At 66.0% G+C, this 22,184-nt stretch carries 24 protein-coding genes; 13 read left to right on the top strand and 11 right to left on the bottom strand.

The genetic code is table 11. From position 1 onward, the window contains the following. Positions 1-43: 43 nt before the first annotated feature. The 3 genes from RT655_RS13765 to RT655_RS13755 all read left to right on the top strand — a co-directional run bounded on the left by RT655_RS13765 (position 44) and on the right by RT655_RS13755 (position 2,688). Entirely contained in the window at positions 44-511 is a 468-nt protein-coding gene (locus RT655_RS13765; RefSeq protein ID WP_313537762.1) for a hypothetical protein, read from the top strand. A 102-nt stretch (positions 512-613) separates the two neighbouring features. Then, entirely contained in the window at positions 614-1,504 is an 891-nt protein-coding gene (locus tag RT655_RS13760) for an SDR family NAD(P)-dependent oxidoreductase (RefSeq protein ID WP_313537760.1), read from the top strand. 71 nt (positions 1,505-1,575) lie between these two features. After that, on the top strand, positions 1,576-2,688 hold the full coding sequence (locus RT655_RS13755) for a hypothetical protein (protein WP_313537758.1): 1,113 nt from the start codon (positions 1,576-1,578) through the stop codon (positions 2,686-2,688). A 37-nt stretch (positions 2,689-2,725) separates the two neighbouring features. On the opposite strand, the gene RT655_RS13750 is transcribed toward RT655_RS13755, so the two are convergent. Further along, the gene (locus tag RT655_RS13750; RefSeq protein ID WP_313537757.1) at positions 2,726-3,064 is read right to left on the bottom strand and encodes a DUF2794 domain-containing protein; all 339 of its coding nucleotides are present in this window, start codon (positions 3,062-3,064) and stop codon (positions 2,726-2,728) included. Further along, the gene (gene epsC / locus RT655_RS13745) at positions 3,064-3,753 is read right to left on the bottom strand and encodes a serine O-acetyltransferase EpsC (RefSeq protein ID WP_313537756.1); all 690 of its coding nucleotides are present in this window, start codon (positions 3,751-3,753) and stop codon (positions 3,064-3,066) included. The genes RT655_RS13750 and epsC overlap by 1 nt, the downstream gene beginning before the upstream one ends. A 156-nt stretch (positions 3,754-3,909) precedes the next feature. Here epsC and RT655_RS13740 point away from each other — a divergent pair, with 156 nt between their 5' ends. From RT655_RS13740 to RT655_RS13720, 5 genes are all read left to right on the top strand, one after another. After that, entirely contained in the window at positions 3,910-4,683 is a 774-nt protein-coding gene (locus tag RT655_RS13740) for a sulfite exporter TauE/SafE family protein (RefSeq protein ID WP_313537754.1), read from the top strand. 90 nt (positions 4,684-4,773) lie between these two features. Further along, the gene (locus RT655_RS13735; RefSeq protein ID WP_313537752.1) at positions 4,774-6,009 is read left to right on the top strand and encodes an acyltransferase; all 1,236 of its coding nucleotides are present in this window, start codon (positions 4,774-4,776) and stop codon (positions 6,007-6,009) included. Positions 6,010-6,228: 219 nt separating this feature from the next. Next, positions 6,229-6,792, top strand: coding sequence for an alkyl hydroperoxide reductase subunit C (gene ahpC, locus RT655_RS13730; protein ID WP_066722263.1), 564 nt, complete (start codon positions 6,229-6,231; stop codon positions 6,790-6,792). 132 nt (positions 6,793-6,924) lie between these two features. Beyond that, positions 6,925-8,505 (top strand): alkyl hydroperoxide reductase subunit F, encoded by a 1,581-nt coding sequence (gene ahpF / locus RT655_RS13725; RefSeq protein WP_313537749.1) that lies wholly within the window; start codon positions 6,925-6,927, stop codon positions 8,503-8,505. Between the two features lie 107 nt (positions 8,506-8,612). Continuing rightward, positions 8,613-9,515, top strand: a complete 903-nt coding sequence (locus RT655_RS13720; protein WP_313537747.1) for a LysR substrate-binding domain-containing protein — start codon at positions 8,613-8,615, stop codon at positions 9,513-9,515. On the opposite strand, the gene RT655_RS13715 is transcribed toward RT655_RS13720, so the two are convergent. The 5 genes from RT655_RS13715 to RT655_RS13695 are packed head-to-tail and all read right to left on the bottom strand — an operon-like array spanning position 9,423 to position 11,986. Next, positions 9,423-9,851, bottom strand: a complete 429-nt coding sequence (locus RT655_RS13715) for a hypothetical protein (protein ID WP_313537746.1) — start codon at positions 9,849-9,851, stop codon at positions 9,423-9,425. The two genes, RT655_RS13720 and RT655_RS13715, sit on opposite strands and share 93 nt — an antisense overlap. 33 nt (positions 9,852-9,884) lie before the next feature. Beyond that, positions 9,885-10,322, bottom strand: coding sequence for a molybdenum cofactor biosynthesis protein MoaE (locus RT655_RS13710; RefSeq protein WP_313537744.1), 438 nt, complete (start codon positions 10,320-10,322; stop codon positions 9,885-9,887). Next, positions 10,319-10,576, bottom strand: coding sequence for a molybdopterin converting factor subunit 1 (moaD, locus tag RT655_RS13705; protein WP_313537742.1), 258 nt, complete (start codon positions 10,574-10,576; stop codon positions 10,319-10,321). The genes RT655_RS13710 and moaD overlap by 4 nt, the downstream gene beginning before the upstream one ends. Continuing rightward, positions 10,576-11,130 carry a CDP-diacylglycerol--glycerol-3-phosphate 3-phosphatidyltransferase gene (pgsA, locus tag RT655_RS13700; protein WP_313537740.1) on the bottom strand — a complete coding sequence of 185 codons (555 nt, stop codon included), beginning with the start codon at positions 11,128-11,130 and terminating at the stop codon, positions 10,576-10,578. Before pgsA ends, moaD begins: the two co-directional genes overlap by 1 nt. Before the next feature lie 55 nt (positions 11,131-11,185). Beyond that, the gene (locus tag RT655_RS13695; protein WP_313537739.1) at positions 11,186-11,986 is read right to left on the bottom strand and encodes an APH(3') family aminoglycoside O-phosphotransferase; all 801 of its coding nucleotides are present in this window, start codon (positions 11,984-11,986) and stop codon (positions 11,186-11,188) included. A gap of 110 nt (positions 11,987-12,096) precedes the next feature. Here RT655_RS13695 and RT655_RS13690 point away from each other — a divergent pair, with 110 nt between their 5' ends. Next, on the top strand, positions 12,097-13,392 hold the full coding sequence (locus RT655_RS13690) for an MFS transporter (RefSeq protein WP_313537737.1): 1,296 nt from the start codon (positions 12,097-12,099) through the stop codon (positions 13,390-13,392). A 7-nt stretch (positions 13,393-13,399) separates the two neighbouring features. Here the strand turns inward: RT655_RS13690 and RT655_RS13685 are convergent, their stop codons facing one another. Then, the gene (locus tag RT655_RS13685) at positions 13,400-13,564 is read right to left on the bottom strand and encodes a hypothetical protein (protein ID WP_313537735.1); all 165 of its coding nucleotides are present in this window, start codon (positions 13,562-13,564) and stop codon (positions 13,400-13,402) included. Positions 13,565-13,647: 83 nt separating this feature from the next. Beyond that, a complete protein-coding gene (locus RT655_RS13680) occupies positions 13,648-14,223 on the bottom strand; it encodes an alpha/beta hydrolase (RefSeq protein ID WP_313537733.1) in 576 nt (191 codons plus the stop codon). A gap of 332 nt (positions 14,224-14,555) precedes the next feature. On the opposite strand from RT655_RS13680, the gene RT655_RS13675 reads away from it, so the two are divergent. The 3 genes from RT655_RS13675 (at position 14,556) to RT655_RS13665 (ending at position 17,458) form a co-directional block, all read left to right on the top strand. Beyond that, positions 14,556-14,825 (top strand): hypothetical protein, encoded by a 270-nt coding sequence (locus RT655_RS13675; protein ID WP_313537731.1) that lies wholly within the window; start codon positions 14,556-14,558, stop codon positions 14,823-14,825. A 246-nt stretch (positions 14,826-15,071) separates the two neighbouring features. After that, a complete protein-coding gene (locus tag RT655_RS13670) occupies positions 15,072-16,334 on the top strand; it encodes an MFS transporter (RefSeq protein ID WP_313537729.1) in 1,263 nt (420 codons plus the stop codon). Beyond that, the gene (locus RT655_RS13665) at positions 16,331-17,458 is read left to right on the top strand and encodes a glycoside hydrolase family 68 protein (RefSeq protein ID WP_313537727.1); all 1,128 of its coding nucleotides are present in this window, start codon (positions 16,331-16,333) and stop codon (positions 17,456-17,458) included. Before RT655_RS13670 ends, RT655_RS13665 begins: the two co-directional genes overlap by 4 nt. Here RT655_RS13665 and RT655_RS13660 read toward each other — a convergent pair. Beyond that, positions 17,455-18,480, bottom strand: a complete 1,026-nt coding sequence (locus RT655_RS13660) for a LacI family DNA-binding transcriptional regulator (protein ID WP_313537725.1) — start codon at positions 18,478-18,480, stop codon at positions 17,455-17,457. The two genes, RT655_RS13665 and RT655_RS13660, sit on opposite strands and share 4 nt — an antisense overlap. Before the next feature lie 154 nt (positions 18,481-18,634). Here RT655_RS13660 and RT655_RS13655 point away from each other — a divergent pair, with 154 nt between their 5' ends. After that, entirely contained in the window at positions 18,635-21,121 is a 2,487-nt protein-coding gene (locus tag RT655_RS13655) for a TonB-dependent receptor domain-containing protein (RefSeq protein WP_409530280.1), read from the top strand. Between the two features lie 13 nt (positions 21,122-21,134). On the opposite strand, the gene RT655_RS13650 is transcribed toward RT655_RS13655, so the two are convergent. Next, a complete protein-coding gene (locus RT655_RS13650) occupies positions 21,135-22,145 on the bottom strand; it encodes a LacI family DNA-binding transcriptional regulator (protein WP_313537721.1) in 1,011 nt (336 codons plus the stop codon). Positions 22,146-22,184 lie beyond the last annotated feature (39 nt).

Here is a 22,184-nt window from a genome sequence, read left to right as displayed (position 1 = left end):
CGGACGTTCGCACCCTCGTCTTTCATGAAGAAGGAGACACAAGATGAAGTGGATGCTTCTCGCCTCGGCGATGGTGCTTAGCGGCACCGCCATTGCGCAGGACATGCCGGCGCAGACGACGCCGGATCAGACCCAGGCACAGCCCGCCCCTCCGGCGGCGCCGATGCAGGGCCAGACGACCCCGCAGACCGATCCCGCCGCACCGCCCGCGCCGATGAACGGCACGATGGGTGCCGGCGAAGCGACGCCGCCCCCGCCGCCGCCGCCCCCGCCGGGCTCGGGCGTGGCGCCGTCGCCGCCCCCGCCCCCGGGCACGACCGCACCCGGCGCGCCGCCGGCACCCCCGCCCCCGCCGCCGCCCGCCGACGCAGCGGCACCTCCGCCGCCGGCAGCCGCTCCGGCTCCGGCTGCAGCTGCGGCACCGCCGCCCCCGCCGCCGTCTGATCCGGCCAGCTATCCGCGTTGCTCGCGTACCGTGAAGGACCATTGCCGCCAGCCGGGCGGCAAGTAAGTCTCTGCCTCCTCCCCTCCCGCTTGCGGGAGGGGAGCAAGGTTGGCGTCCCGCCCAACCTCCCCTAGGCTCTCCGCAACATTTTGCTGGAGAGCCTTGCCCATGACCATCCGCTTCGACAACCGCGTCGCCATCGTCACCGGTGCCGGCGGCGGGATCGGCCGCGCCTATGCGCTGGAGCTCGCCAAGCGCGGCGCGCGTGTGGTGGTGAACGATCTGGGCGCCAGCCGCGACGGCGCCGGGCATTCCGACGCGGCTAGGGCCGTGGTTGCTGAGATCGAAGCATTTGGCGGTGAGGCGATCGCCGATGGTGGCAGCGTCACCGATGCCGCGGCGATGGTCGCAATGGCGGAGACCGCCAGGGCCCGCTGGGGCCGAATCGACATCCTGATCAACAACGCCGGCGTGCTCCGCGACAAGAGCTTCGCCAAGATGACGCCCGAGGATTTCGCCTTCGTCGTCGATGTCCATCTGATCGGCTCCGCCAATGCCACCAGGGCGGTGTGGGAGACGATGCGCGAGCAGGGCTATGGCCGCGTCCTGATGACCGCTTCGTCGACCGGCTTGTTCGGCAATTTCGGCCAGGCGAATTACGGCGCCGCCAAGCTGGGCCTTGTCGGACTCGCCAAGACGCTGCACCTCGAAGGCGCCAAGCACGGCATCCGCGTCAATACGATCGCACCGGTCGCGGGCACGCGGATGACCGAGGACCTTTTCCCCGAAGCCGCCTTCGCTGCCTTCGCACCCGAGCATGTGGCCCCCGCTGCGCTCTTCCTCGTATCGGACGAAGCGCCCAGCAACATGATCGTCGGGGCCGGCGCGGGCGTGGTGCAGGCCGCCTATGTCACCCTGACCCCCGGGGCGGTGTTGGCCGAGCGCACACCCGAGGCCGTTGCCGCGCAATGGGCGCAGATCATCGACCGCGCGGGCGAGATCGTCCCCGGATCGGGTGCCGAACAGACCATGGCGATCCTCAGCAAATTGCAGCGCTGAGCGTACGCGCATCACCGTATTGCATCAGCAATACACTCATGGCATCCTGTGGGTACCAAGGAGGATGGCCTATGTATAGCGAAAGCGAACTGGCAGGCGCCGTGGAGGCGGGGGCAATCACCCCCGATGCCGCGACGGCGTTCCGCAACTATGTCGCCGCCAGCCGGGCAACGCCCGCGGTGGACGAAGAGCATTTCCGGCTTCTGAGCGGCTTCAACGACATCTTTGTCACCATCGCCGCGGCGCTGATCCTGCTGGCGATCGGCAAGCTCGGCGGCAGCGTGGTGCAGGCACTGGTCGGCACCGGCCCGGAGCCGCGCATGGTTGGCGCGAACCTGATCGGCGGCGGTGCCGCCGTCGCGGCAACGAGCTGGATGCTGGCGGAGTATTTCACGGCACGCCGCCGGTTGGCGCTTCCCTCGATCCTGCTGCTGCTCGGATTCGTGGCCGGCGCGGGCGCCACGATCGCCGGGCTGATCGTGATCAACATCCCATGGATCGAAACCGCGCTTCACGTGACCACCGAACCCCAGCGCGAGCGGATCGCCGGCGCGGTTGCCGCCATTGCCGGCACGCTTACCGCCGTCGCGGCATGGATCCACTGGCGCCGCTTCATGGTGCCGATCACGGTCGCTGCCGGCGCACTCGCGGTCGTCGGGGTGTCGGTCGGGCTGATTACTTCGCTGATCCCGGCTGCCAGGGACTGGATCAACGCGATCCTGCTGGTCGGCGGCGTCGCGACCTTCATCGCAGCGATGCGCTGGGACATGACCGACCTCGAACGCCGCACCCGCCGCGCCGACGTGGCGTTCTGGCTCCACCTCGCCGCCGCACCTCTCATTGCGCACCCGGTGTTCCATATGCTCGGCGTTTTCGACGGCGAGATCGGTGCACCGATGGCGGCGCTGGTCTTCGCACTCTACCTGTTCTTCGCCTTCGTGGCGCTGGCGGTGGATCGGCGCGCGCTGCTCGTCTCCAGCCTCGCCTATGTACTCTGGGCGATGTACTCGTTGTTCCACCAGAGCGGCGCGGTGGAGCTGAGCGCGGCGTTCACCGGGCTGGTGATCGGGTCGGCGCTCCTGTCGCTCTCCGCCTTCTGGCACCCGATGCGCCGGGCCGTCGTGGGGATGCTGGGCGACCTCGCCCGCCGGCTGCCGCCGACCCAGCAGGGCGCGCTGGCCTGAGCCTTATGCCGGCCCTCCCCGTCGGGAGGGCCGGATCCTATTCTTCCACCAGCTTCATCAGGCGCCGCTCCACCGGCGCCAGTACGGGGCCCAATTCCTGCCCACGCTTGAGCACTACGCCGCTTTCATTGACCAGCGCCCACATGCCCTGGCGATTGCGCAGGCTCGGCCGCTTCTCGATCCGGTATTCGGGCCGCTCGGCGGCGCGGCGGAAGGCGGCGAAGACGGCAAAATCCTTTTCGAACTGCATTGCATAATCGCGCCAGTGCCCGGCAGCGACCATCCGCCCGTAGAGATCGAGGATCCGGTTGAGTTCGAGGCGATCGAAGCCGACCTGCTCGGGGCGCGCGAGGGGCAGCGGCGTGACGGTTCCCATCAGGCCCGGTCGCGCCGTTCGGCCTCGGCCTCGCGCTCGGCGATCATCGCGTCGAGCCGCTTGCGCAGCGTGTCCAGTTCGCAGCGCATCAGCTCGAGCTTCTGGCTGGAGGGATCGAACACGTCGCTGCACGGGGTGCCATAGGGCACGAAGTCCTTTTGCCAGGTCACCGCCTCGACCAGCGTTGGCTTGGCGGGGATGCCCACCATCACCGCGCCGGGCGCCACGTCCTTGGTGACGACGGCATTGGCACCGATCCGCGCGCGCTCGCCCACCGTGATCGGCCCCAGCACCTGCGCGCCCGAGCCGATGATCACCCCGTCGAGCAGGGTCGGGTGGCGCTTGCCGCCCACGCCATTGTCGGGGCTCGTGCCGCCCAGCGTCACGCACTGGTAGATGGTGACGTTGTCGCCGATGATCGCGGTCTCGCCGATCACCACGAAGCCATGGTCGATGAAGAAGTTATGCCCGATCGTCGCACCCGGATGGATGTCGATCGCGGTCATCCAGCGCGACCAGTGATTGACCAGCCGCGCGAGGAAGAAGAAGCGGCGGCGGAACAGCGCATGCGCGATGCGGTGATACCCAAGCGCCCACACGCCCGGGTACAGCAGGATTTCCAGCCGGCTGCGTGGCGCGGGATCGCGCGCATGAATCGAATCGAGATAGCGCTTGAGACGCTGGTACATGGCCGGACCCCTTTGCAGCAGGCAAAATAGGGCAGCATACCGGCAATTTCCAGCATCCCCCGATGTCATGCCTGTCCCGGCCATACACTATCGGGCTTGTAGGATTTCACGGAAGCCGCCATCTCGGGGGGCCGACCCGCCGCAACAGGGGCATGGATGTTCGCCGGAATCACGCTCGCCGAAATGCTGCCCTATGTTGCCGTCGGTTTCGCCGCCCAGTTGGTGGACGGTGCGCTCGGCATGGCATTCGGGGTGATTTCGAGTACGTTGCTGGTGAGCGTCCTCGGCATCGCGCCCGCTACCGCCTCGGCCGGCGTGCACCTGGTCGAGACGATGACCACCGGGGTATCGGGGCTGAGCCATGTCCTTCATCGCAACGTCAACTGGCGGCTGTTCGCGCGGCTGCTGATCCCCGGCATCCTCGGCGGCGTGCTCGGTGCCTATGTGCTGACCACGCTCGATGCCTCGGTAACCCGGCCGTTCGTTATGGCGTATCTTTCTGCGATCGGCCTGTATCTGCTGTTCCGCGCGATCCGCTTCGCCCCGCACCATCGCGAGCCGAAGATCGTCGAGCCGCTGGGGCTCGCCGGCGGTTTCCTCGATGCGGCGGGCGGCGGCGGCTGGGGACCGGTGGTGACGAGCAACCTGCTTGTCCAAGGCGCGCAGCCCCGCACGACGATCGGCACGGTCAACACCACCGAATTCTTCCTGACGCTGACGATCTCGGCCACCTTCCTGTTCCACATCGGCGCGCAGGGGTTCACGCCCGATTTCTGGCACCCGGTGCTGGGGCTGCTGATCGGCGGCGTGGTCGCCGCGCCTTTCGGCGCGATCTTCGCCAAGCGCATGCCGGTGCGGTTGCTGCTCAGCTTGGTCGGCGTGGTGCTGACGGCCACCAGCGCCTTCAGTCTGTACCGCGCGCTCGCCTGAGCGCATTGCTGCGGCGCAACGCGTGCAAAGCCTGTCGCCGCATGGTAGCGCCGGAAGCCCACCCCCGCCGCGACAAGAGGTCAAACCTTCGTGAGTCTACCGGTCGACGCCTTCACGCTGAGCTTCCTCTTCTTCTACCTCGTGTCTCTCGCCGCTGCGGTCATGGTAGGCGGCGCGCTGCGGCGCGGCGGCTTCCCGGTTCCCAAGGGCCCCCGATTCGGCAATATCGATGGGCTGCGCGGCTTTCTGGCACTGTCGGTGCTGAGCCATCATTTCTGGATCTGGACGCATGTGATCGTGTTCGGGCGGCCGTGGTCGGAGGCCGACCTGCCGTTCGTCAACCAGCTCGGCGCCGGCGCGGTGGCGCTGTTCTTCATGATCACCGGACTGGTCTTCTATCCGACGGCGTTGAAGGGAATTGGCAACGTCTTCTGGCCGAAAGTCTATATCGGCCGTTTCTTCCGCATCGTGCCGCTGGTTGCGGCATCGTTCCTGCTGATCTCCCTGATAATCATGCTGCGTACCGGTGCGCGACCAGACGCCAGTTACCTCCGCGTAGCAGTGGAATGGATCAGCGCGCATCGCCAGGTGCCGATCATGGGCTATGCCGACAGCGGACTGATGAACGCGCTCGTTCTCTGGTCGCTGTGGCAGGAATGGCTGTTTTATCTGCTCCTCCTTCCCGGCGTGGCGCTGGGCTTGCACGTCGCCAAGCGGATCAAGCTGCCGAGCTGGACGGTTCCCGTCCTCGTCCTCGCAACGGGCTTGCTCGCACATCTATTTGGTTTCGGCGGCCACATCTTCTCCTTCTGGCCGCTGTTCGCGGCGGGCATGCTGGCCTATGAATGCTGCGCGCGCGATGCGATCCGGCGCTGGTTGGCCTCGCCCACCGCGGCAATCCTTGCCACGCTCGGCATGATCCCCGCGGTACTGCTGTTCGACCATGCGCTCACCCCCGCCTTCGTGCCTTTCGCCTTCTTCTTCTGCTGCGTCGCAGCCGGTAACCGGTTCGGCGGCATCTTCTCGCTGCCCGGCGCGGCAGTCGTCGGCGAGATTTCGTTCGGCATCTATCTGCTGCACGGCATCCTGCTCAACGTGCTGTTTGTCGACGCGGCGCCGATCATACAACGCATCCCACTGGTGGCGTTGCCGTTGCTGATCCCCGCGTTGGCGGTGCTGATCGTGTTGATCACCGCAGCGACCTATCTGCTGATCGAGCGACCCGCATGGCGTTTCGGCAAGCGGCTCGGCGAGCGCCTCCGCCCCAATATCATCGATACCGGCACCGTGGCCGCGGAATCCACCCGCACGCCGACACGCCGCTAAGTAGCGCCGCGTTGCAGCCACAACGCGGCGTTTGTCCTGGTCGTGGCCGACTCGGCGCCGGCCGCCGCCAATGCTTTATGATCTGCGCGACCGATAAATATCGGCCTATTGAGTGATCCACTCGATCACCCCAAGCGGGTCTTCCAATTTCACAGCACGGGTCGGCCCGCCTATATCCGGCTTCGCAACAGCAACCCCCGTTCTGGAGGAATAACACTCATGGCTCTTATCGGCAGCACCATCAAGCCGTTCACCGCACAGGCCTATAAGGAAGGCAAGTTCGTCGAAGTCACCGACGCCGACGTGAAGGGCAAGTGGGCGGTCTTCTTCTTCTACCCGGCGGACTTCACCTTCGTGTGCCCGACCGAACTGGAAGACCTGGCCGATATCTACCCGACCCTGCAGGGCATGGGCGTCGAAGTCTACTCAGTGTCGACCGACACGCACTTCAGCCACAAGGCGTGGCACGACACCTCGCCCGCGATCGGCAAGATCAACTATTACATGCTCGGCGACCAGAACCACACCATCTCGAACAACTTCGACGTTCTGCGTGCGGGCCAGGGCCTGGCCGACCGCGGCACCTTCGTGGTCGATCCGGATGGCGTGATCCAGATCATGGAAGTCACTTCGGAAGGCGTCGGCCGTAACGCCCAGGAACTGCTCCGCAAGATCAAGGCCGCGCAGTATGTCGCCGCCCACCCGGGCGAAGTCTGCCCCGCCAAGTGGGAAGAAGGCGCCGAGACCCTCGCGCCGTCACTCGACCTGGTCGGCAAGATCTAAGACCCGATCCTCTTCGGAGGGTCCAAGAGTACGGCGCCCGCCCCTGCCCCCCCTTGCGGGCGCCGGTTGCGACCCGGAGCGGATCCCCCCTCCGCTCCGGGTCGTTTTAGTAGAAGATACAGGAGTTTTCCCATGCTCGACGCCAATCTGACGCAGCAGCTCAAGGGCTATCTCGTGAACATCCGCGAGCCGATCGAGCTCGTTGCCAGCCTGGGCGACGACGCGAAGTCGCGCGAGCTGGGCGAGCTGCTGGCGGCCATCGCCGCGCTTTCCGACAAGATCGACCTCGTCCATGCCGACGACAAGCGCAAGCCCAGCTTCATGATTCGCCGCAAGGGCACCGATATCGGCGTGCGCTTCGCCGGCATCCCGATGGGGCATGAGTTCACCAGCCTCGTGCTCGCGCTGCTCCAGGTCGGCGGCCACCCGAGCAAGGCGGCGCAGGAGCTGATCGAGCAGGTCCGCAACATCGACGGCGACTTCACCTTCGAAACCTATTTCTCGCTGTCGTGCCAGAACTGCCCGGACGTGGTGCAGGCGCTGAACCTGATGGCGGTGCTCAACCCGAACATCCGCCACACCGCGATCGACGGCGCGCTGTTCAAGGAAGAGGTCGAGGGCCGCAAGGTCATGGCCGTGCCGACCGTGTACCTGAACGGCGAGCCCTTCGCCTCGGGCCGGATGGACCTGGAGCAGATCGTCGCCAAGATCGACACCGGCGCCGAAGCGCGCGCGGCCGAGAAGATCAAGCAGAAGGACCCGTTCGAGGTGCTGATCATCGGCGGCGGCCCTGCTGGTGCAGCCGCGGCGATCTACACCGCGCGCAAGGGCATCCGCGTCGGCGTCGCCGCCGAGCGTTTCGGCGGCCAGGTGCTCGACACCATGGGCATCGAGAACTTCATCTCGGTCTCGCACACCGAAGGACCGAAGCTGGTCACGCAGCTCGAGCAGCATGTGAAGGACTATGACGTCGACGTCATGAACCTGCAGCGCGCCGAGAAGCTGATCCCGGCCAAGCGCGAGGGCGGTCTGCACGAAGTGGTGCTGGCCAACGGCGCGAGCCTGAAGGCGAAGGCCGTCATCCTCTCCACCGGCGCACGCTGGCGGCAGATGAACGTGCCCGGCGAGGACGAATACAAGAACAAGGGCGTGGCCTATTGCCCGCACTGCGACGGCCCGCTGTTCAAGGGCAAGCGCGTCGCGGTGATCGGCGGCGGCAATTCTGGTGTCGAGGCTGCGATCGATCTGGCCGGCATCGTCGCGCATGTCACGCTGATCGAGTATGACAGTCAGCTTCGCGCAGACGCGGTGCTGCAGCGCAAGCTCGCCAGCCTGCCCAACGTGAAGATCCTCACCTCGGCGATGACCACCAAGGTCAATGGCGACGGCGAGAAGGTCTCCGGCCTCAGCTACAAGGACCGCAATAGCGGCGCCGAGCATGACATCGCGCTGGAAGGCATCTTCGTCCAGATCGGCCTGGTGCCCAACACCGAATGGCTGAAGGACGCAGTCGCGCTCACCCAGCGCGGCGAGATCGAGATCGACGCGCGCGGCGAGACCAGCCAGCCCGGCATCTTCGCGGCGGGCGACTGCACCACCGTGCCGTACAAGCAGATCGTGATCGCGATGGGCGCGGGTTCGACCGCGGCGCTCTCGGCCTTCGATTACATGATCCGCCTGCCGGAAGAAGAACTTCAGGCTGTTGCCGCCTGAGCCCCTGCGCTCCCCCGCCCGCCCAGCGCGGTCGGGGGAGCGGCTATTCGCTTCCCATGTTCGACAAAGCCACTATATATCCCCTCGATAATCGAGAGAGGCGATCAGTGGCGCAAACCTACCTCCCCACCCTCAAGCAGCTGCAATATCTAGTTGCACTCAATGACGTGGGCCATTTCGGCCGGGCGGCGGAGGCATGCTTCGTTACCCAGTCAACTCTCTCCGCCGGCATTCGCGAGCTGGAGACGCTGATCGGCGTGGTGCTGGTCGAGCGCACCCGGCGCGTGGTACGCTTCACGCCGCTGGGCGAGCGGATCGTCGAGAAGGCCCGCCGCGTGCTGCGCGAGGCGGATGAGCTGGGCGACCTCGCCCGCGCTGCCGGCCGTCCGCTCTCGGGCGAGATGCGCATGAGCGTCATCCCCACCATCGCGCCCTTCCTGCTGCCGCGCATCCTCCCGCGTCTCCGCGAACAATATCCCGACCTCAAGCTCTTTTTGCGCGAGGAGACCAGCGGCCAGGCCTGCGAGGCGCTGAGCCATGGTCGCACCGATTGCGTGCTGCTGGCCCTGCCCTTCTCCTGCGGCGACGTGGAAAGCGCGCGGCTGTTCGACGACCGGTTGTTCGTCGCCTTCCGCGACGGCGAGATGGACCCGACGCCCGCGATCCATCCCGATGCGATCGACGAGACGCGGCTGCTGATGCTGGAAGACGGGCATTGCCTGAAGGACCATGCGCTCGCCGCGTGCAACCGGCCGGAGATGCGCGCCGAGGCGACGATGCTCGGCACCTCGCTCCACACCATGGTGCAGATGGTCGACAACGGCCTGGGCGTGACGATGCTGCCCGAGATGGCGGTGGATGCGGGCATCCTGGAGCACACTTCCGTCAAGGCGCGCCCGCTGGATTCCGTCAATGCCTCACGCAACATCGCGCTGGTCTGGCGCAAGGCGTCCCCGCGCGAGCGCGATTTCCGACTGCTCGCCGACGTGCTGACCGCGGCGCGAGATTAAGCGAAGGCTGAGCTCGCCAGAATAGCTTTTCCGGTACTCAACGATCGACGACGTGGATGCGGCTCTCGCCAAAGCTGCACGCCGCTGATGAATACGTTCCAATAAGCCTTCGCGGGTCACAAGGACATACTCCTCGTCCGGCGTCGCAAAGGCGCGCTGCACCTCGGCTTTGAGCGTGTTGAACATCCTTCGCTCCACTTGCTCCTTGTCGCGACGGATCAGGTGGCGAGTATATTCGCTGGCGTTTTCGAACAGCCCGTCCTTGCCCACATTGCGTGCAACGAAGTCGCGGAGCGGCCCAGTGATGCGAATCCTGAGAGTCGTCGACGCCTTCATGACTGCACATATATCACGCGAAGCCCTGTACAGCTACGCCCAGCCCGCGGCAGCCTCCGCATCGGTGGCGCGGGGTTCCACCCAGCGGGTGCCACCGGCCAGCCATTCGCGCTTCCAGAAGGGCGCGTCGGTCTTGAGCCGGTCGATCAGATAGGCGCAGGCCTCCAGCGCCTCGCGCCGGTGCGCCGCCGCTGTGCCGACGAACACGATGCGCTCGCCCGCGGTCATCCGGCCGACACGATGGATGATGGTGACGCCGAGCAGGTTCCAGCGGTCGATCGCCGCCTCGGCCAGCGCGCACAGCGCCGCCTCGGTCATGCCGGGATAATGTTCCAGCTCCAGCGCCTCGACGCCATCGTCGGTGCGCACCACGCCGGTGAAAGTGGCGACGCCGCCGGCACCGCGTTCCTCCAGCGCCGCAACCTCGACGCCCAGTTCGATCGGCGCCGCTTTGACCGAGACGCGGATCATCCTCCCGTCACCGGCGGGAAGATCGCGACTTCGCGCGCATTGCCCAGCAGCGCATCGAGTTGCACGAAGGTCTGGTCGATCGCGGCGCGCAACCGGGCAGGCTCGGCGAAGGCGGCGGCATGGCCGTCGCTTCGCTGCGAAAGCCAGTCGATCAGGTCGGCGACGTTGCGCACCGCCTCGGGCGGATCGACCCGCTCCTCGCCGGTCCCCACCGCTTCGCGCACCCAAGCGAAATAGAGCATCGAAATGGCCATCAGCTGTCCATGTGGCTCAGGCCGACGCGGAGATAGTCCCAGCCGGTGATCGCGGTCAGCAGCGCGGCGCCCCACAGGGTGGTGATCCCCACAACCAGCACCCAGCCCCAACTCGGCACCGCGCCGGAAAGGATCAGCGCACCTAGGGACACCAGCTGCAGCGTCGTTTTCCACTTGGCGAGGCGGGAGACCGGCACCGAGACCTGGATGCCGCCGAGAAACTCGCGCAGGCCCGAGACCGCGATCTCGCGCAACAGGATGACCAGCGCGGCGATGACGTGCCAGTCGGCGATGACGCCCTTGCCCACCAGGATCAGGATCACCGCGGCGACCATGATCTTGTCGGCGATCGGATCGAGGAACACGCCGAGCTTGGACACCGTGCCCTGCGCGCGCGCCAGATAGCCGTCGAAATAATCGGTGATGCCCATCAGGCAGTAGAGCGCGAAGGCGATCGCATATCCCGGCGCCCAGAGCGGCCACCACAGGAATCCCACTAACAGCGGCACCATGAAGATGCGCGACAGGGTGAGAATGTTCGGCAACGTCAGCATCGGCAAAGCCCTAGCACCGGCATCGGCGCAGCGGGAGGGCCAAAGGCGGGCGCGGTCAGAAGAATTCGTCGAGCCGGAGGTGGAAGTCGAGCTTTGCCGGATCGAGCGCGATCCCATAGGCTTGGAGCATTGCCCCGGCCGACTCCTCGCCGAATTCCGCCAAGCTGTGCCAGAGAATCGCGAGATCCTGCCAGCGATCGGCGATCCCCACCCGTCCCAGATCGATGCAACCCACAACATTCGCGTTCACTACCAGCAGATTATCGAGCGAGAAGTCGCCGTGCGTGACTACCCGTTCGAAGGCGACGGGCATGGCCGCGCCCATCTCGCCCCATACGTCTTGCGCGGACATACCCCGGCGTGCGTCGTCGAACTCGTCTTCCTCGACCAGCCCGGCGTCCATCCGATCCTTCGCCGCCGCCAGCCGCAACGCGTGATCGGCACTGAACGGGCAGCGAGCGACCGGGATCGCGTGCAGCCGACGTAGAAACCGTGCCAGCGATCCGGCCAGCGCCGGGGCGGCGGCGGGATGCTCTTCGAGCAGCTGATAGGCAGTACGCCCGGGCAGCCGACCGGTCAGCATCCAGCCCCCATCGCCCTCCAGCCCGAAGCCGTGCAGCGGCGGCACCGGCAGATATGCCGCCAGCCAGCGCAGCCGCGCCATCTCGTCGACGAGATCGGACAGCGTCTCCGCTCCCGCCATTTTCAGATAGAGATCATCTTCCCCCGCGCGTGCGAGCCGGTAGACCGCGCAGCCGGACTGGCCTACGCGATCGCGAAACCAGGTCCGCCCCGCGACCAGCGCCGCCAGACCTGCTGGCACCGCTACCGGATCGATCGCCACTTCCCTGTCCATGTCCCCTGCCCGTCCCCCACCATACCGATTAATCGATTGAAGCCGCGCCCGCCCCCCGGTATGCCGCCCCTTCACCATGCGGAAGACCGCAGCAGGGGAGCTTTTATCGAATGATCGGTGCGCTCGGGCTCATGAAGGAGCGCCGGTTCCTGCCCCTTTTCATCACGCAGTTCCTGGGAGCGTTCAACGACAACCTCTTCAAGAACGCGATGATCTTCTTCGCGACCTACCAGATTTTCAACTCGGTGGAACAGGAGACGCAGTTCAGCGCGATCGCCACCGGCATCTTCATCCTGCCCTTCTTCCTCTTCTCCGCGCTGGCGGGCCAGCTCGCCGATACGCATGACAAGGCGAAGATCATGCGGATCATCAAGGCGGCCGAAGTCGGCATCATGCTGATCGGCGCCGCGGGCATCTTCCTCAAGAGCCTGCCGCTGATGCTCGTCGCACTGGTCGGCATGGGCGTGCACTCCACCTTTTTCGGGCCGATCAAATATGCGGTCCTGCCGCAGCATCTGGCCGAAGACGACGTGCTGGGCGGCACCGGGATGATCGAGGCCGGCACCTATGTGGCGATCCTGTTCGGCACCATTGCCGGTGGTCTGATCAGTGCCCATGCCGCCGCCTTCGCGGTGATCGGGGTGGCGGTCGTCGGCTGGATCGCCTCGCTGCAGATCCCGCCCGCCCCGCCGCTGACGCATCTGGAGATTGATCTCAACATCTTCCGCGCCTCGGCCCGGCTGATCAACGCTACCATGCATATCCGCCGGCTGTTCCTCGCGATCGTCTCGATCAGCGTGTTCTGGTCGATCGCGGCTGTGCTCGGCGTGCTGTTCCCGCCGCTGGTCAAGAACGTGTTCCACGCCCAGAAGGACGTGGCCAGCGTGTTCCTCGGCATCTTCTCGATCGGAATCGCGATCGGATCGGTGATCATCAACAAGCTGCTCAAGGGCAATGTCTCGGCGCGCTATTGCGTACCCTCGGTGCTGGCGATGACGGTGTTCGTGATCGATTTCCACTTCACCGCCCGGTACTGGCCGGTTCACGAAGGCCCGCTGCTCAAGACGATGGACTTCGTCCAGATGCCGGCCGCCTGGCATGCGCTGGGGGATCTGATCATGATCGCCACGACCGGCGGCATGTTCGTGGTGCCGCTCTACGCCTTCCTGACGACCACCGTCGAAAAGTCGCAGACCGCGCGGACGGTGGCGGCGAACAACGTGGTCAATTCGGGTGCGATGGTGCTGGGCTCGGTGGGCATTTTCGGCTTTACCCGCATCCCAGGCGTCAATGTCGAGGATGCGCTGTGGGTGGTGGCGGTGCTGGCGCTCGCATCGGCCTGGTGCGCGCGCAAGCTGCACAAGGAAGGCGACGTGCCCCGCCGCGGTGACGCGCCCGCGGCCTGAGCGGGCGTTACAGCAGGAAGGTATAGAAGCAGACGAAGAAGGCGGTGAAGCTCAACGCGAAGAGCTTCACTTCACCGTCCTCGCTCGCCTTGCGCTGGCGCGCGATCACCTGCCGCACATGGCGGCGGAACGGATGGCGGCGGGGGCCGCGTAGGGCGAACGGCTGCTGCATGGCACGAGGTTAACGCGCCGTTTACGATTTCGGCCAGCAGCAACCATGGTTAACGCCGTCCCGCGCCGGGATGCCCGCGGGGCTCAGGCGGACGCCGCCTCCAGAATAACCTTGGCCACGGCTTCCGGCTGCGACAGCAGCGACAGATGGCCCGCAGCGAGTTCGGTCGTCCGGGCGTGCATGCGTGCGGCGAATTCGCGCTCCAGCGCGACGCTCACCACCCGATCCTCGGTCGAAACGATGTACCAGCTCGGCACCTTCTCCCATGCGGCCTCGCTGATCACATCGGCAAAGGTGCTGGCGGGCAGCGGCGGCTGAACGACTGCAAGGACACGCGCCTCGGCTTCGGGCAGGTCGTTGGCAACGTCCTCCACCCAGCCGCGGGTACTGAGGGTGAGGTTACCCTTGCCGTCGTCGTGAATGTTGCCAAGCGCCGGCGGGTTTGGATATTTTCCGACCAGCGGCCCCAACGCCTCGCCCGCCGCGGGCGCGAAAGCGGCGACATAGACCAGCGCCTTCACCTTGGGGTCGGTGCCTGCTTCCGTGATTACCGCCCCGCCCCAGCTATGCCCGACGAGCACCACCGGGCCGTCGACGCCATCGAGTATCTGACGGGTCGCCGCGACATCCCCGGCGAGCGACTGGGTGGGGTTCTGCACGGCGACCACCGCGTGTCAGGCATCGAGCAGGATCGGAATCACGCGCTGCCAGCTGGATCCGTCGGCCCAGGCGCCGTGGACGAGGACGATGGTAGGAGCAGAAGAGGTGGTCATGCGGATGCCCTCCAGGAAGGATGATGGACCTTCCTTCTAAGGGTCGGGAAGCATGACGGATTGTCGGTTCCGTCCATTTCTTGGCGGTTACGGCCGCACACTCGGTTCGTCGCGTTCGCGTTACAACCTGGGAACAAAGCGCCGCGTCGTCGATTTCCGCTGCCAACGCTTTTCTGCGAACGAATTTTCGACTGTACCAACGTAAAAGGGTAATGATGATGAAGAAGATGCTCGTGCTCGGCGCCGCTGCCGGCCTGATCGCCCTCTCGGCGTGCAACAACACCCCGCGGGAGCAGGCTGCCGACAACATCGAAGCGAACGCCGAAGCGCGCGCCGACAACATCGAGTCGATGGCCAGCAACGCCACCACCGATGCGGCGCAGGACAATCTGCAGAACCAGGCCGATGCCGTGCGCGCCGAAGGCGACGCCAAGGCCAAGGACATGCGCACCCACGACGCAGACACCAACCTGCACAACGGGATGTAATTCCGGAAATTTCCGGTCCGGGTTCCCGCCGTCCCCACGCAGGCGGCGGGCCCTAGAGAAGGGCGCTCGCGATCGCGGGCGCCCTTTTGCTTTTCCGCGTTTTGCTCCACTTCGATTACAATCGATTGTTGCCGCCCTCCCGAAAACGCTTCATAAAGACGCGATAAAACAGACGGGCCGGGGAGAGGCGCGACGATGAACCCTGCTAGCGCGAAGCCGCGTCTTTCGCTGTGGCGCATTCTGGAAATGAATTTGGGCTTTCTGGGCCTGCAGTTCAGTTTCGGGCTGCAGCAGGGGAATATGGCACCGATCTATTCCTATCTCGGCGCCTCCGAAGCCTCGCTCCCGCTGCTCCAGCTAGCCGGCCCGATGACCGGGCTGCTCGTCCAGCCGCTGATTGGTGTAATGAGCGACCGTACCGACAGCCGCTGGGGACGCCGCACGCCCTATTTCCTCGCTGGCGCGGTGCTGTGCTCGGCTGGACTGTTCTGGATGCCGCTCAGCAGTTCGATCGTGATGGCGGTGTCGCTGCTCTGGCTGCTCGATGCCGGCAACAACATCACGATGGAGCCGTATCGCGCCTATGTGTCCGACCGGCTGGACCCAAGCCAGCACGGACTCGGCTTCCTCACCCAGAGCGCATTCACCGGCCTGGCCCAGATGCTCGCCTTCCTCACCCCTTCGCTGCTCGTCTGGGCGGGGATGAGTCAGGACTGGGTGGATGCGCACCACATCCCCTATACGGCGCGAGTCGCGTTCATGGTGGGTGCGGTGCTCGCGCTGGGCACGATCCTCTGGTCGGTGCTGCGTGTCCCCGAACTACCGCTGACCCGGGAGGAGCGCGCGCATATCGCCGCCCAGCCCAAGTCGCTGGCGGCAACGCTCGCGGAGATCGGCGGGGCGATCCGTGACATGCCGCTGGCGATGCGCAAGCTCGCGCTGATGAGCCTGTTCCAATGGTACGCGATGATGGCCTATTGGACCTATGTCATCCTCGCCGTCGCGCGATCGGTCTATGGCACGGCGGACTCGACCGCGCCGGGCTTTCGTGCCGCGGTTCTGACCAATGGCGAGATCGCCGCCTTCTACAACGCCGTCGCCTTTGTCGCCGCCTTTGCGATGGTGCCGATCGCGCGCCGGATCGGCGCGGCGCGGCTGCACGCTGCGTGCCTGGTCTGCGCCGGGATCGGCATGCTCTGGCTGCCGCAGGTGCAGGACAAGGCGCTGCTGTTCGTCCCTGCGATCGGCCTGGGGCTCGGCTGGGCGAGCATGATGGGCAATCCCTACGTGATCCTTGCCGGATCGATTCCACCCGCGCGGACGGGAGTCTATATGGGCATTTTCAACATGATGATCGTCATTCCGATGTTGCTGTTCTCGATCACCCTGCCCTTCCTCTACGGGCCGCTGCTGGGCGGCGACGCACGCAATGTACTGCGGCTGTGCGGGCTGCTGCTGTTCTGCGCCGCGCTCGCCGTGTGGACCGTACGCGAGCGCAAGACCGCATGAACGCCACCGCGGAATGGACGCGCGCTGCAGTCGCCGGAATCGCCACGCAGACCGGCGCGGCGTTGCCATTGCTTCGGCCCGGAGCATGGTCGCCGGTGGCCGGCCTGGACTATTGGGATATGTGGCCCATCGCGGATGCCGATGGCCGCACCGTGCTGCGGGGCGGCCGAAGCTGGTGGTTCTTCCTCGCGGCACCCAGGCTCGACGACCCAGAAGGCCGGCATGACATCGCGCGGATTCGCCTGACCAGCATCGGGGGCGACGGCGTGTGGCGCGACCATGGCGATGCGTTTCCCGACGGCTTCACCCCGGGGTCGCGCGAATGGTCGGGATCTGCGGTGCTCGAGGCGGACGGCGTCACGATGTCGCACTATTTCACCGCCGCCGGCCGGCGCGGCGCGGCGACGACGTTCGAGCAGCGACTGTTCGTCAGCCGCGGCCGTTTTGTTGTCGACGGGGAAACGCCACACCTCGGCTACTGGGGCGTTCCCGAGGAAATCGTCGCGGCCGATGGCGGGCTGTACACGGTGGCGAACGAGACGGTTGCGCCACCGCACGGCATCCAGGGCTTCCGCGATCCGAGCTATTTCCGCGATCCGGCCGACGGAGCCGAGTATGTCCTTTTCACCGCTAATGCGGCGTGGAGCGATGCGCCCGTCAATGGCGTGATCGGACTCGCGCGATTCCGTGATGGCGGATGGCGGCTATCCCCCCCGCTCGTCTCCGCGATCGGCGTCAACAGCGAGTTGGAGCGCCCGCACATCGTGCTACGGGACGAATTATATTATCTGTTCTGGAGCACGCAGGGCCGACGCTTCGCCGACGGCATCACCGCGCCTACCGGGCTTTACGCGATGGTGGCCGACCGCATGGCCGGGCCCTGGCGGCCGGTCAACGGCACCGGCCTCGTCGCGGCGAACCCGCCCGAGGCGCCGGTACAAGCCTATTGCTGGTGGGTCACGGACGACGGTTATGTGCTGAGCTTCCGCGACTATCCCGGTATCGCGCCGGAACGGCTGGAGACGCTGGCCGACGTGGGCGAACGCCGCCGCGCCTTTGGCGGCGCGCCGGCACCCTTCTTCCTACTGGCGTTCGACGGCGATCGCATCACGCTGTCGACCTAGGCCGAGTCGCGTACCACCAGTTCGGGCGCCATCACCAGCGACGGCGCGTCTTGACCGGCGATACGCGCGAATAGTCGCTCAACCATCGCGCGGGCGCCGCGGGCGATATCCTGCCGCACCGTGGTCAGGCGCGGCACCGTCTGCAGGCCGAGCGGCAGGTCGTCGTAACCGATCACCGGCACGTCGCTTGGGACCGCCATGCCTTGGTCGGCGAGCACCCGCAGCGTCGTCATCGCGATCATGTCGGATACCGTGGCGATGCCATCGATGCGATCGAGGTGCCGGGTGAGGTGTGCGGCGATCTCGCGCTCCATCATCTCGGCAGCGAGCGGCGTGTCGAGCTGAATCGGCGCAGGCAGCCCGGCGGCGGCGGCGGCAGCGCACACCCCGTCGAAGCGCTCGCGCAACTCCGGTGCGCGCAACGCGCCGAGAAATGCAATTCGCCGCACGCCCCGCGCGATCAGATGTTCGGCGGCAATCCGCCCGCCCGCGACATTCTCGGTTCCGACGGTACAGTGCACCTGCCCCGGCAGGCGGCTGCCCCAGGCGACGAGCGGCCGATAGCGCGCCGCGACTCGTTCTATTGCCGCCATCTGGTCCGACTGTCCGATCAGCAGGACGCCGTCGAGCATGCCCGAATCGACGATTCGCTCCAGCCAGTCCGCTGCGTCGGGAATGACGCGCGACAGCATCACGTCATAGCCATTCTCGGTCAGGGCATCGGCGAGATGGCCCAGGATGGTCATGAAGAAGGGGTCGGAAAGATGCTGGCGTCGCTCATGCCCCAGCGGCACGACCACGCCGATCACCCCGGTTTTCTGCGTTCGAAGGCGCCGCGCCATCTGATTGACTCGAAAGTCGTTCGCGGCGGCAAGCGCCTGGATGCGCTCGCGCGTCTCGGCATTGACCAGACTGCTCCCGGCCAGCGCGCGCGACACGGTGCCGGTCGAAACCCCGGCGAGTCGGGCGATATCGGCGAGGGTGCGGGCCGGCCGATCGGAAGGCGGTGCGTCTTGGCTCACGGCATAGGGTGTGACCGGATTAGCGGAAAACCGCAAGTTTGCTTCACTCCGGACAAATACTGGGGTTGTTGCAATCGATTGCAATAAGAGATATACACATATGTGCAGGGCTCCCACCAAGGAGGGTCCGGAACAGGGAGAGAGGCTGATGGCCATGTCTATGCGCGCGCACCAATTACGCCGTCTGCTGCTGATCGGCGGCACGCTGGCGATCCCCGGAGTCCCCGCTTTCGCGCAGGACGCGCCCCCGCCGCAGGAAGCCGAAGCATCCAGCTATACCGAAATCGTCGTGACCGCCGTCGCCCGCGGGCGGGACCGGCTGGACACCGCAATTTCGACCAGCTCGCTCAAGGCCGACGACATCCAGAAGGCGGCACCGCGCTCGGTCGCGGAGATCTTCCGCAACCTGCCGGGCATCCGTTCGGAAAGCTCGGGCGGCGAGGGCAATGCCAACATCTCGATCCGCGGCCTGCCGATCGCCTCGGGCGGCGCCAAGTTTTTGCAGCTCCAGGAAGACGGGCTGCCGGTGCTCGAATTCGGCGACATCACCTTCGGCAATGCCGACATCTTCCTGCGCGCCGACCTCAATCTGGCCCAGGTGGAATCGATTCGCGGCGGCTCGGCCTCGACCTTCGCATCGAACTCGCCCGGCGGCGTGATCAACATGATCTCGAAGACCGGCGACACCGAGGGCGGTGCGGTGCAGGCGACCGCGGGCCTCGACTACAAGGACTATCGCGTCGACTTCGACTATGGCGCGAAGCTGGGCGACACCCTGCGCTTCCACATGGGCGGTTTCTATCGCCAGGGCACCGGCCCGCGCCGCATCGGCTATGACGGCAACAAGGGTGGCCAGTTCAAGTTCAACGTCACCAAGGAATTCACCGGCGGCCATATCCGCCTCTACGGGAAATTCCTCGACGATCGCGCAGTGGGCTATCTGCCGATGCCGGTGCGGGTGACCGGCACCAACGCCAACCCGAGCTATCAGGACCTCGCCAATTTCCGCGCCAACCGTGATCAGCTGCTGACGCCCAATTTCACCCGCAACGTCACGCTGGACGGCAACAACAATCTCGTCACCGACGACGTCCGCGACGGCCAGCATCCGCTCGTCAAGTCGATCGGCTTCGAGGCGGAGACGACGCTCGCCGGCTGGGTGGTCACCGATCGCTTCCGCTATTCCGACATTTCGGGCCGCTTCATCGCGAACTTCCCGGCATCGGTGGACAGCGCCGGTGCCATCGCGACCTCGATGGGCGGGGCGGGCGCAATGCTCGCTTATGCCAATGGCCCGAACGCGGGCAAGACGATCACCAATCTTGCCGGGCTCAACGGCAACGACCTGCTCGCGCAGATCGTGGTGTTCGACACCAAGCTCAACAGCCTCGACAACATCACCAACGACCTGCGCGCGAGCCGGGCGTTCGATGTCGGCACCGGCAAGCTCACCGCCACCGCCGGCTTCTACAAGTCGCGCCAGACGATCGACACCGACTGGCTGTGGACGTCGATCCTCACCGATGTCCGGGGTAATGGCGAGGCGGCGCTGGTCAATGTGCGCCGCGCGAACGGGACCGCGGTCACCCAGGATGGCTTTTACGGCTATGGCGCTGCCTATTTCGGCGGGTGCTGCCGGCGTAGCTATAATGTCGACTACAACGTCAACGCGCCCTTCGCCTCGCTCAACTATCTGGTCGGCAAGGTCTCGATCGGCGGCAGCGTGCGCTATGATTTCGGCGATGCACGTGGGTCGATCGCCGGTGCCGATCTCGGCGGCGGACGGGTCGGCACGACCAGCCGAGACATCAACGGCGACGGCGTGATCTCCGATGCCGAGACGCGGGTCGCCGTGATCCCGCTGACCAGCCCCGCGCCGGTCAACTACAACTATCATTATTGGAGCTATTCGGCAGGCATCAACTACCGCTTTATCGACGCCATGTCGGTGTTCGCCCGCTACAGCCGCGGCGGACGCGCCAATGCCGATCGCCTGTTGTTCGGCCCGGCGGTGAGCACCACCGACGGCCATCTGGTGAGTTCGGCGGCGGCGGTCGACTTCGTCAACCAGGCCGAGCTCGGCGTGAAATATCGCGAAGGCCCGCTGACGCTCAACCTCACCGGCTTCTGGGCGCGCACCGAGGAGCAGAATTACGAGGCGACTCGGCAGGTCTTCATCGACCGCACCTATCGCGCCTATGGCCTCGAGTTCGACGGTGCCGTCCGCCAGGGCCCGTTCAGCCTGACCGCGGGGGCCACCTGGACTCATTCGCGGATCGTCGCCGATGCACTCAATCCCGCATCGGTCGGCAACACCCCCCGGCGCCAGGCCAATCTGATCTTCCAGGCGACGCCGCAGGTCGAGCTCGGCCGCGCCTCGATCGGCGCCAATGTGATCGGCACCACGAGCAGCTATGCGCAGGATACCAACCAGCTCAAACTGCCGGGCTACACCCAGGTCAACGCCTTCGCCCAGTTCCGGCCGATCCCGAAGCTGCTGGTGTCGCTGAACGCCAACAACCTGTTCAACGTGCGCGGCTTCACCGAGGCGGAGGAAGGCGCGATCCCTGCGAACGGCATCGTCCGGGCCCGCTCGATCAACGGCCGCACGATCAGCACTTCGGTGCGGATCGACTTCTGACCGGCTGCCGCCGTCAGTCCTTGGGTGCGGGCCCCGTCGTGGCCCGCACCTTCAGCTCGTGCTCGAGCATGACCTGGGGCGCGACCGCCGTCCCCGCCAGCATCAGGTCCGCCGCGGCATAAGCGAGCTCGCGTACGGGCTGGCGAATGGTGGTGAGCGGCGGCCAGACCGCCCGCGCCAAATCCGAATCGTCGAACCCTGCGATCGACAGCGCCTCGGGCACGGCGATATCCGCCTCATGCGCCGCTGCCAAAGCGCCCGCGGCCATGTCGTCATTGCCCGCGAAGATCGCGGTGGGCCGATGTACTTCCCCGAACAGCGCCCGTGCCGCAGCCCCGCCCGAGGCGAAGCTGTAGTCGCCCGCAATCACCAATGCTGGGTCGAAGGCGATGCCATGCGCCTCCAGCTCCTCGCGATAGCCGGCCAGTCGGTCCGCCGAAGATACATGGCTTTCGGGCCCGCGCACAAAAGCGATCTTTCGGTGGCCGAGCTGAAGCAGGTGCCGCGTGATCTCGCGTGCCGCCGCCACGTCATCCATCGTCGTCGCCAGCCCGTGATCCTTGCGCAGCCCCGGCGCAATGCGGACATAGGGAAGCTTGCGCTTGTCCAGCGCGTCGAGCAACTCGGGCATCTCGGTCAGCGGTGGCGACAGGATCAGGCCATCGAGATGCGCCTCGTCGACCAGCGCGAGCACATCGGGCACCATGTCCGGCACACTGCTGTCGATCGGCTGCATCAACAGGCGGTAGCCCAGTTCATGGCACCGCTCCAGCGCACCCGACTGGATATGGAAGACATAATAGGGGCTGGGATTGTCGTAGAGCAGCGCCACCTGGAACGAGCGCCGCCCCGCCAGCGTGCGCGCCGCATGGCTCGGCCGGAAGTTGAGCTGCGCCACCACTTCCTCGACGCGCCGACGCGTCTCTTCGCTGACATGTTTTTCGTTGTTGAGCACGCGGGAAACGGTCTTGAACGACACGCCGGCGATCTTCGAGACTTCCTTGATCGTCGGACGGCCGGCCATTCTCGCTCCCTCGCTGACAAACGTCATTTTGGCATTGCA

It is taken from the genome of Sphingomonas sp. (assembly GCF_032114135.1).
Taxonomy (GTDB): domain Bacteria; phylum Pseudomonadota; class Alphaproteobacteria; order Sphingomonadales; family Sphingomonadaceae; genus Sphingomonas.
Note: the sequence above shows the minus strand (reverse complement) of the source record. Positions and strands in the feature narration are given on the sequence as shown.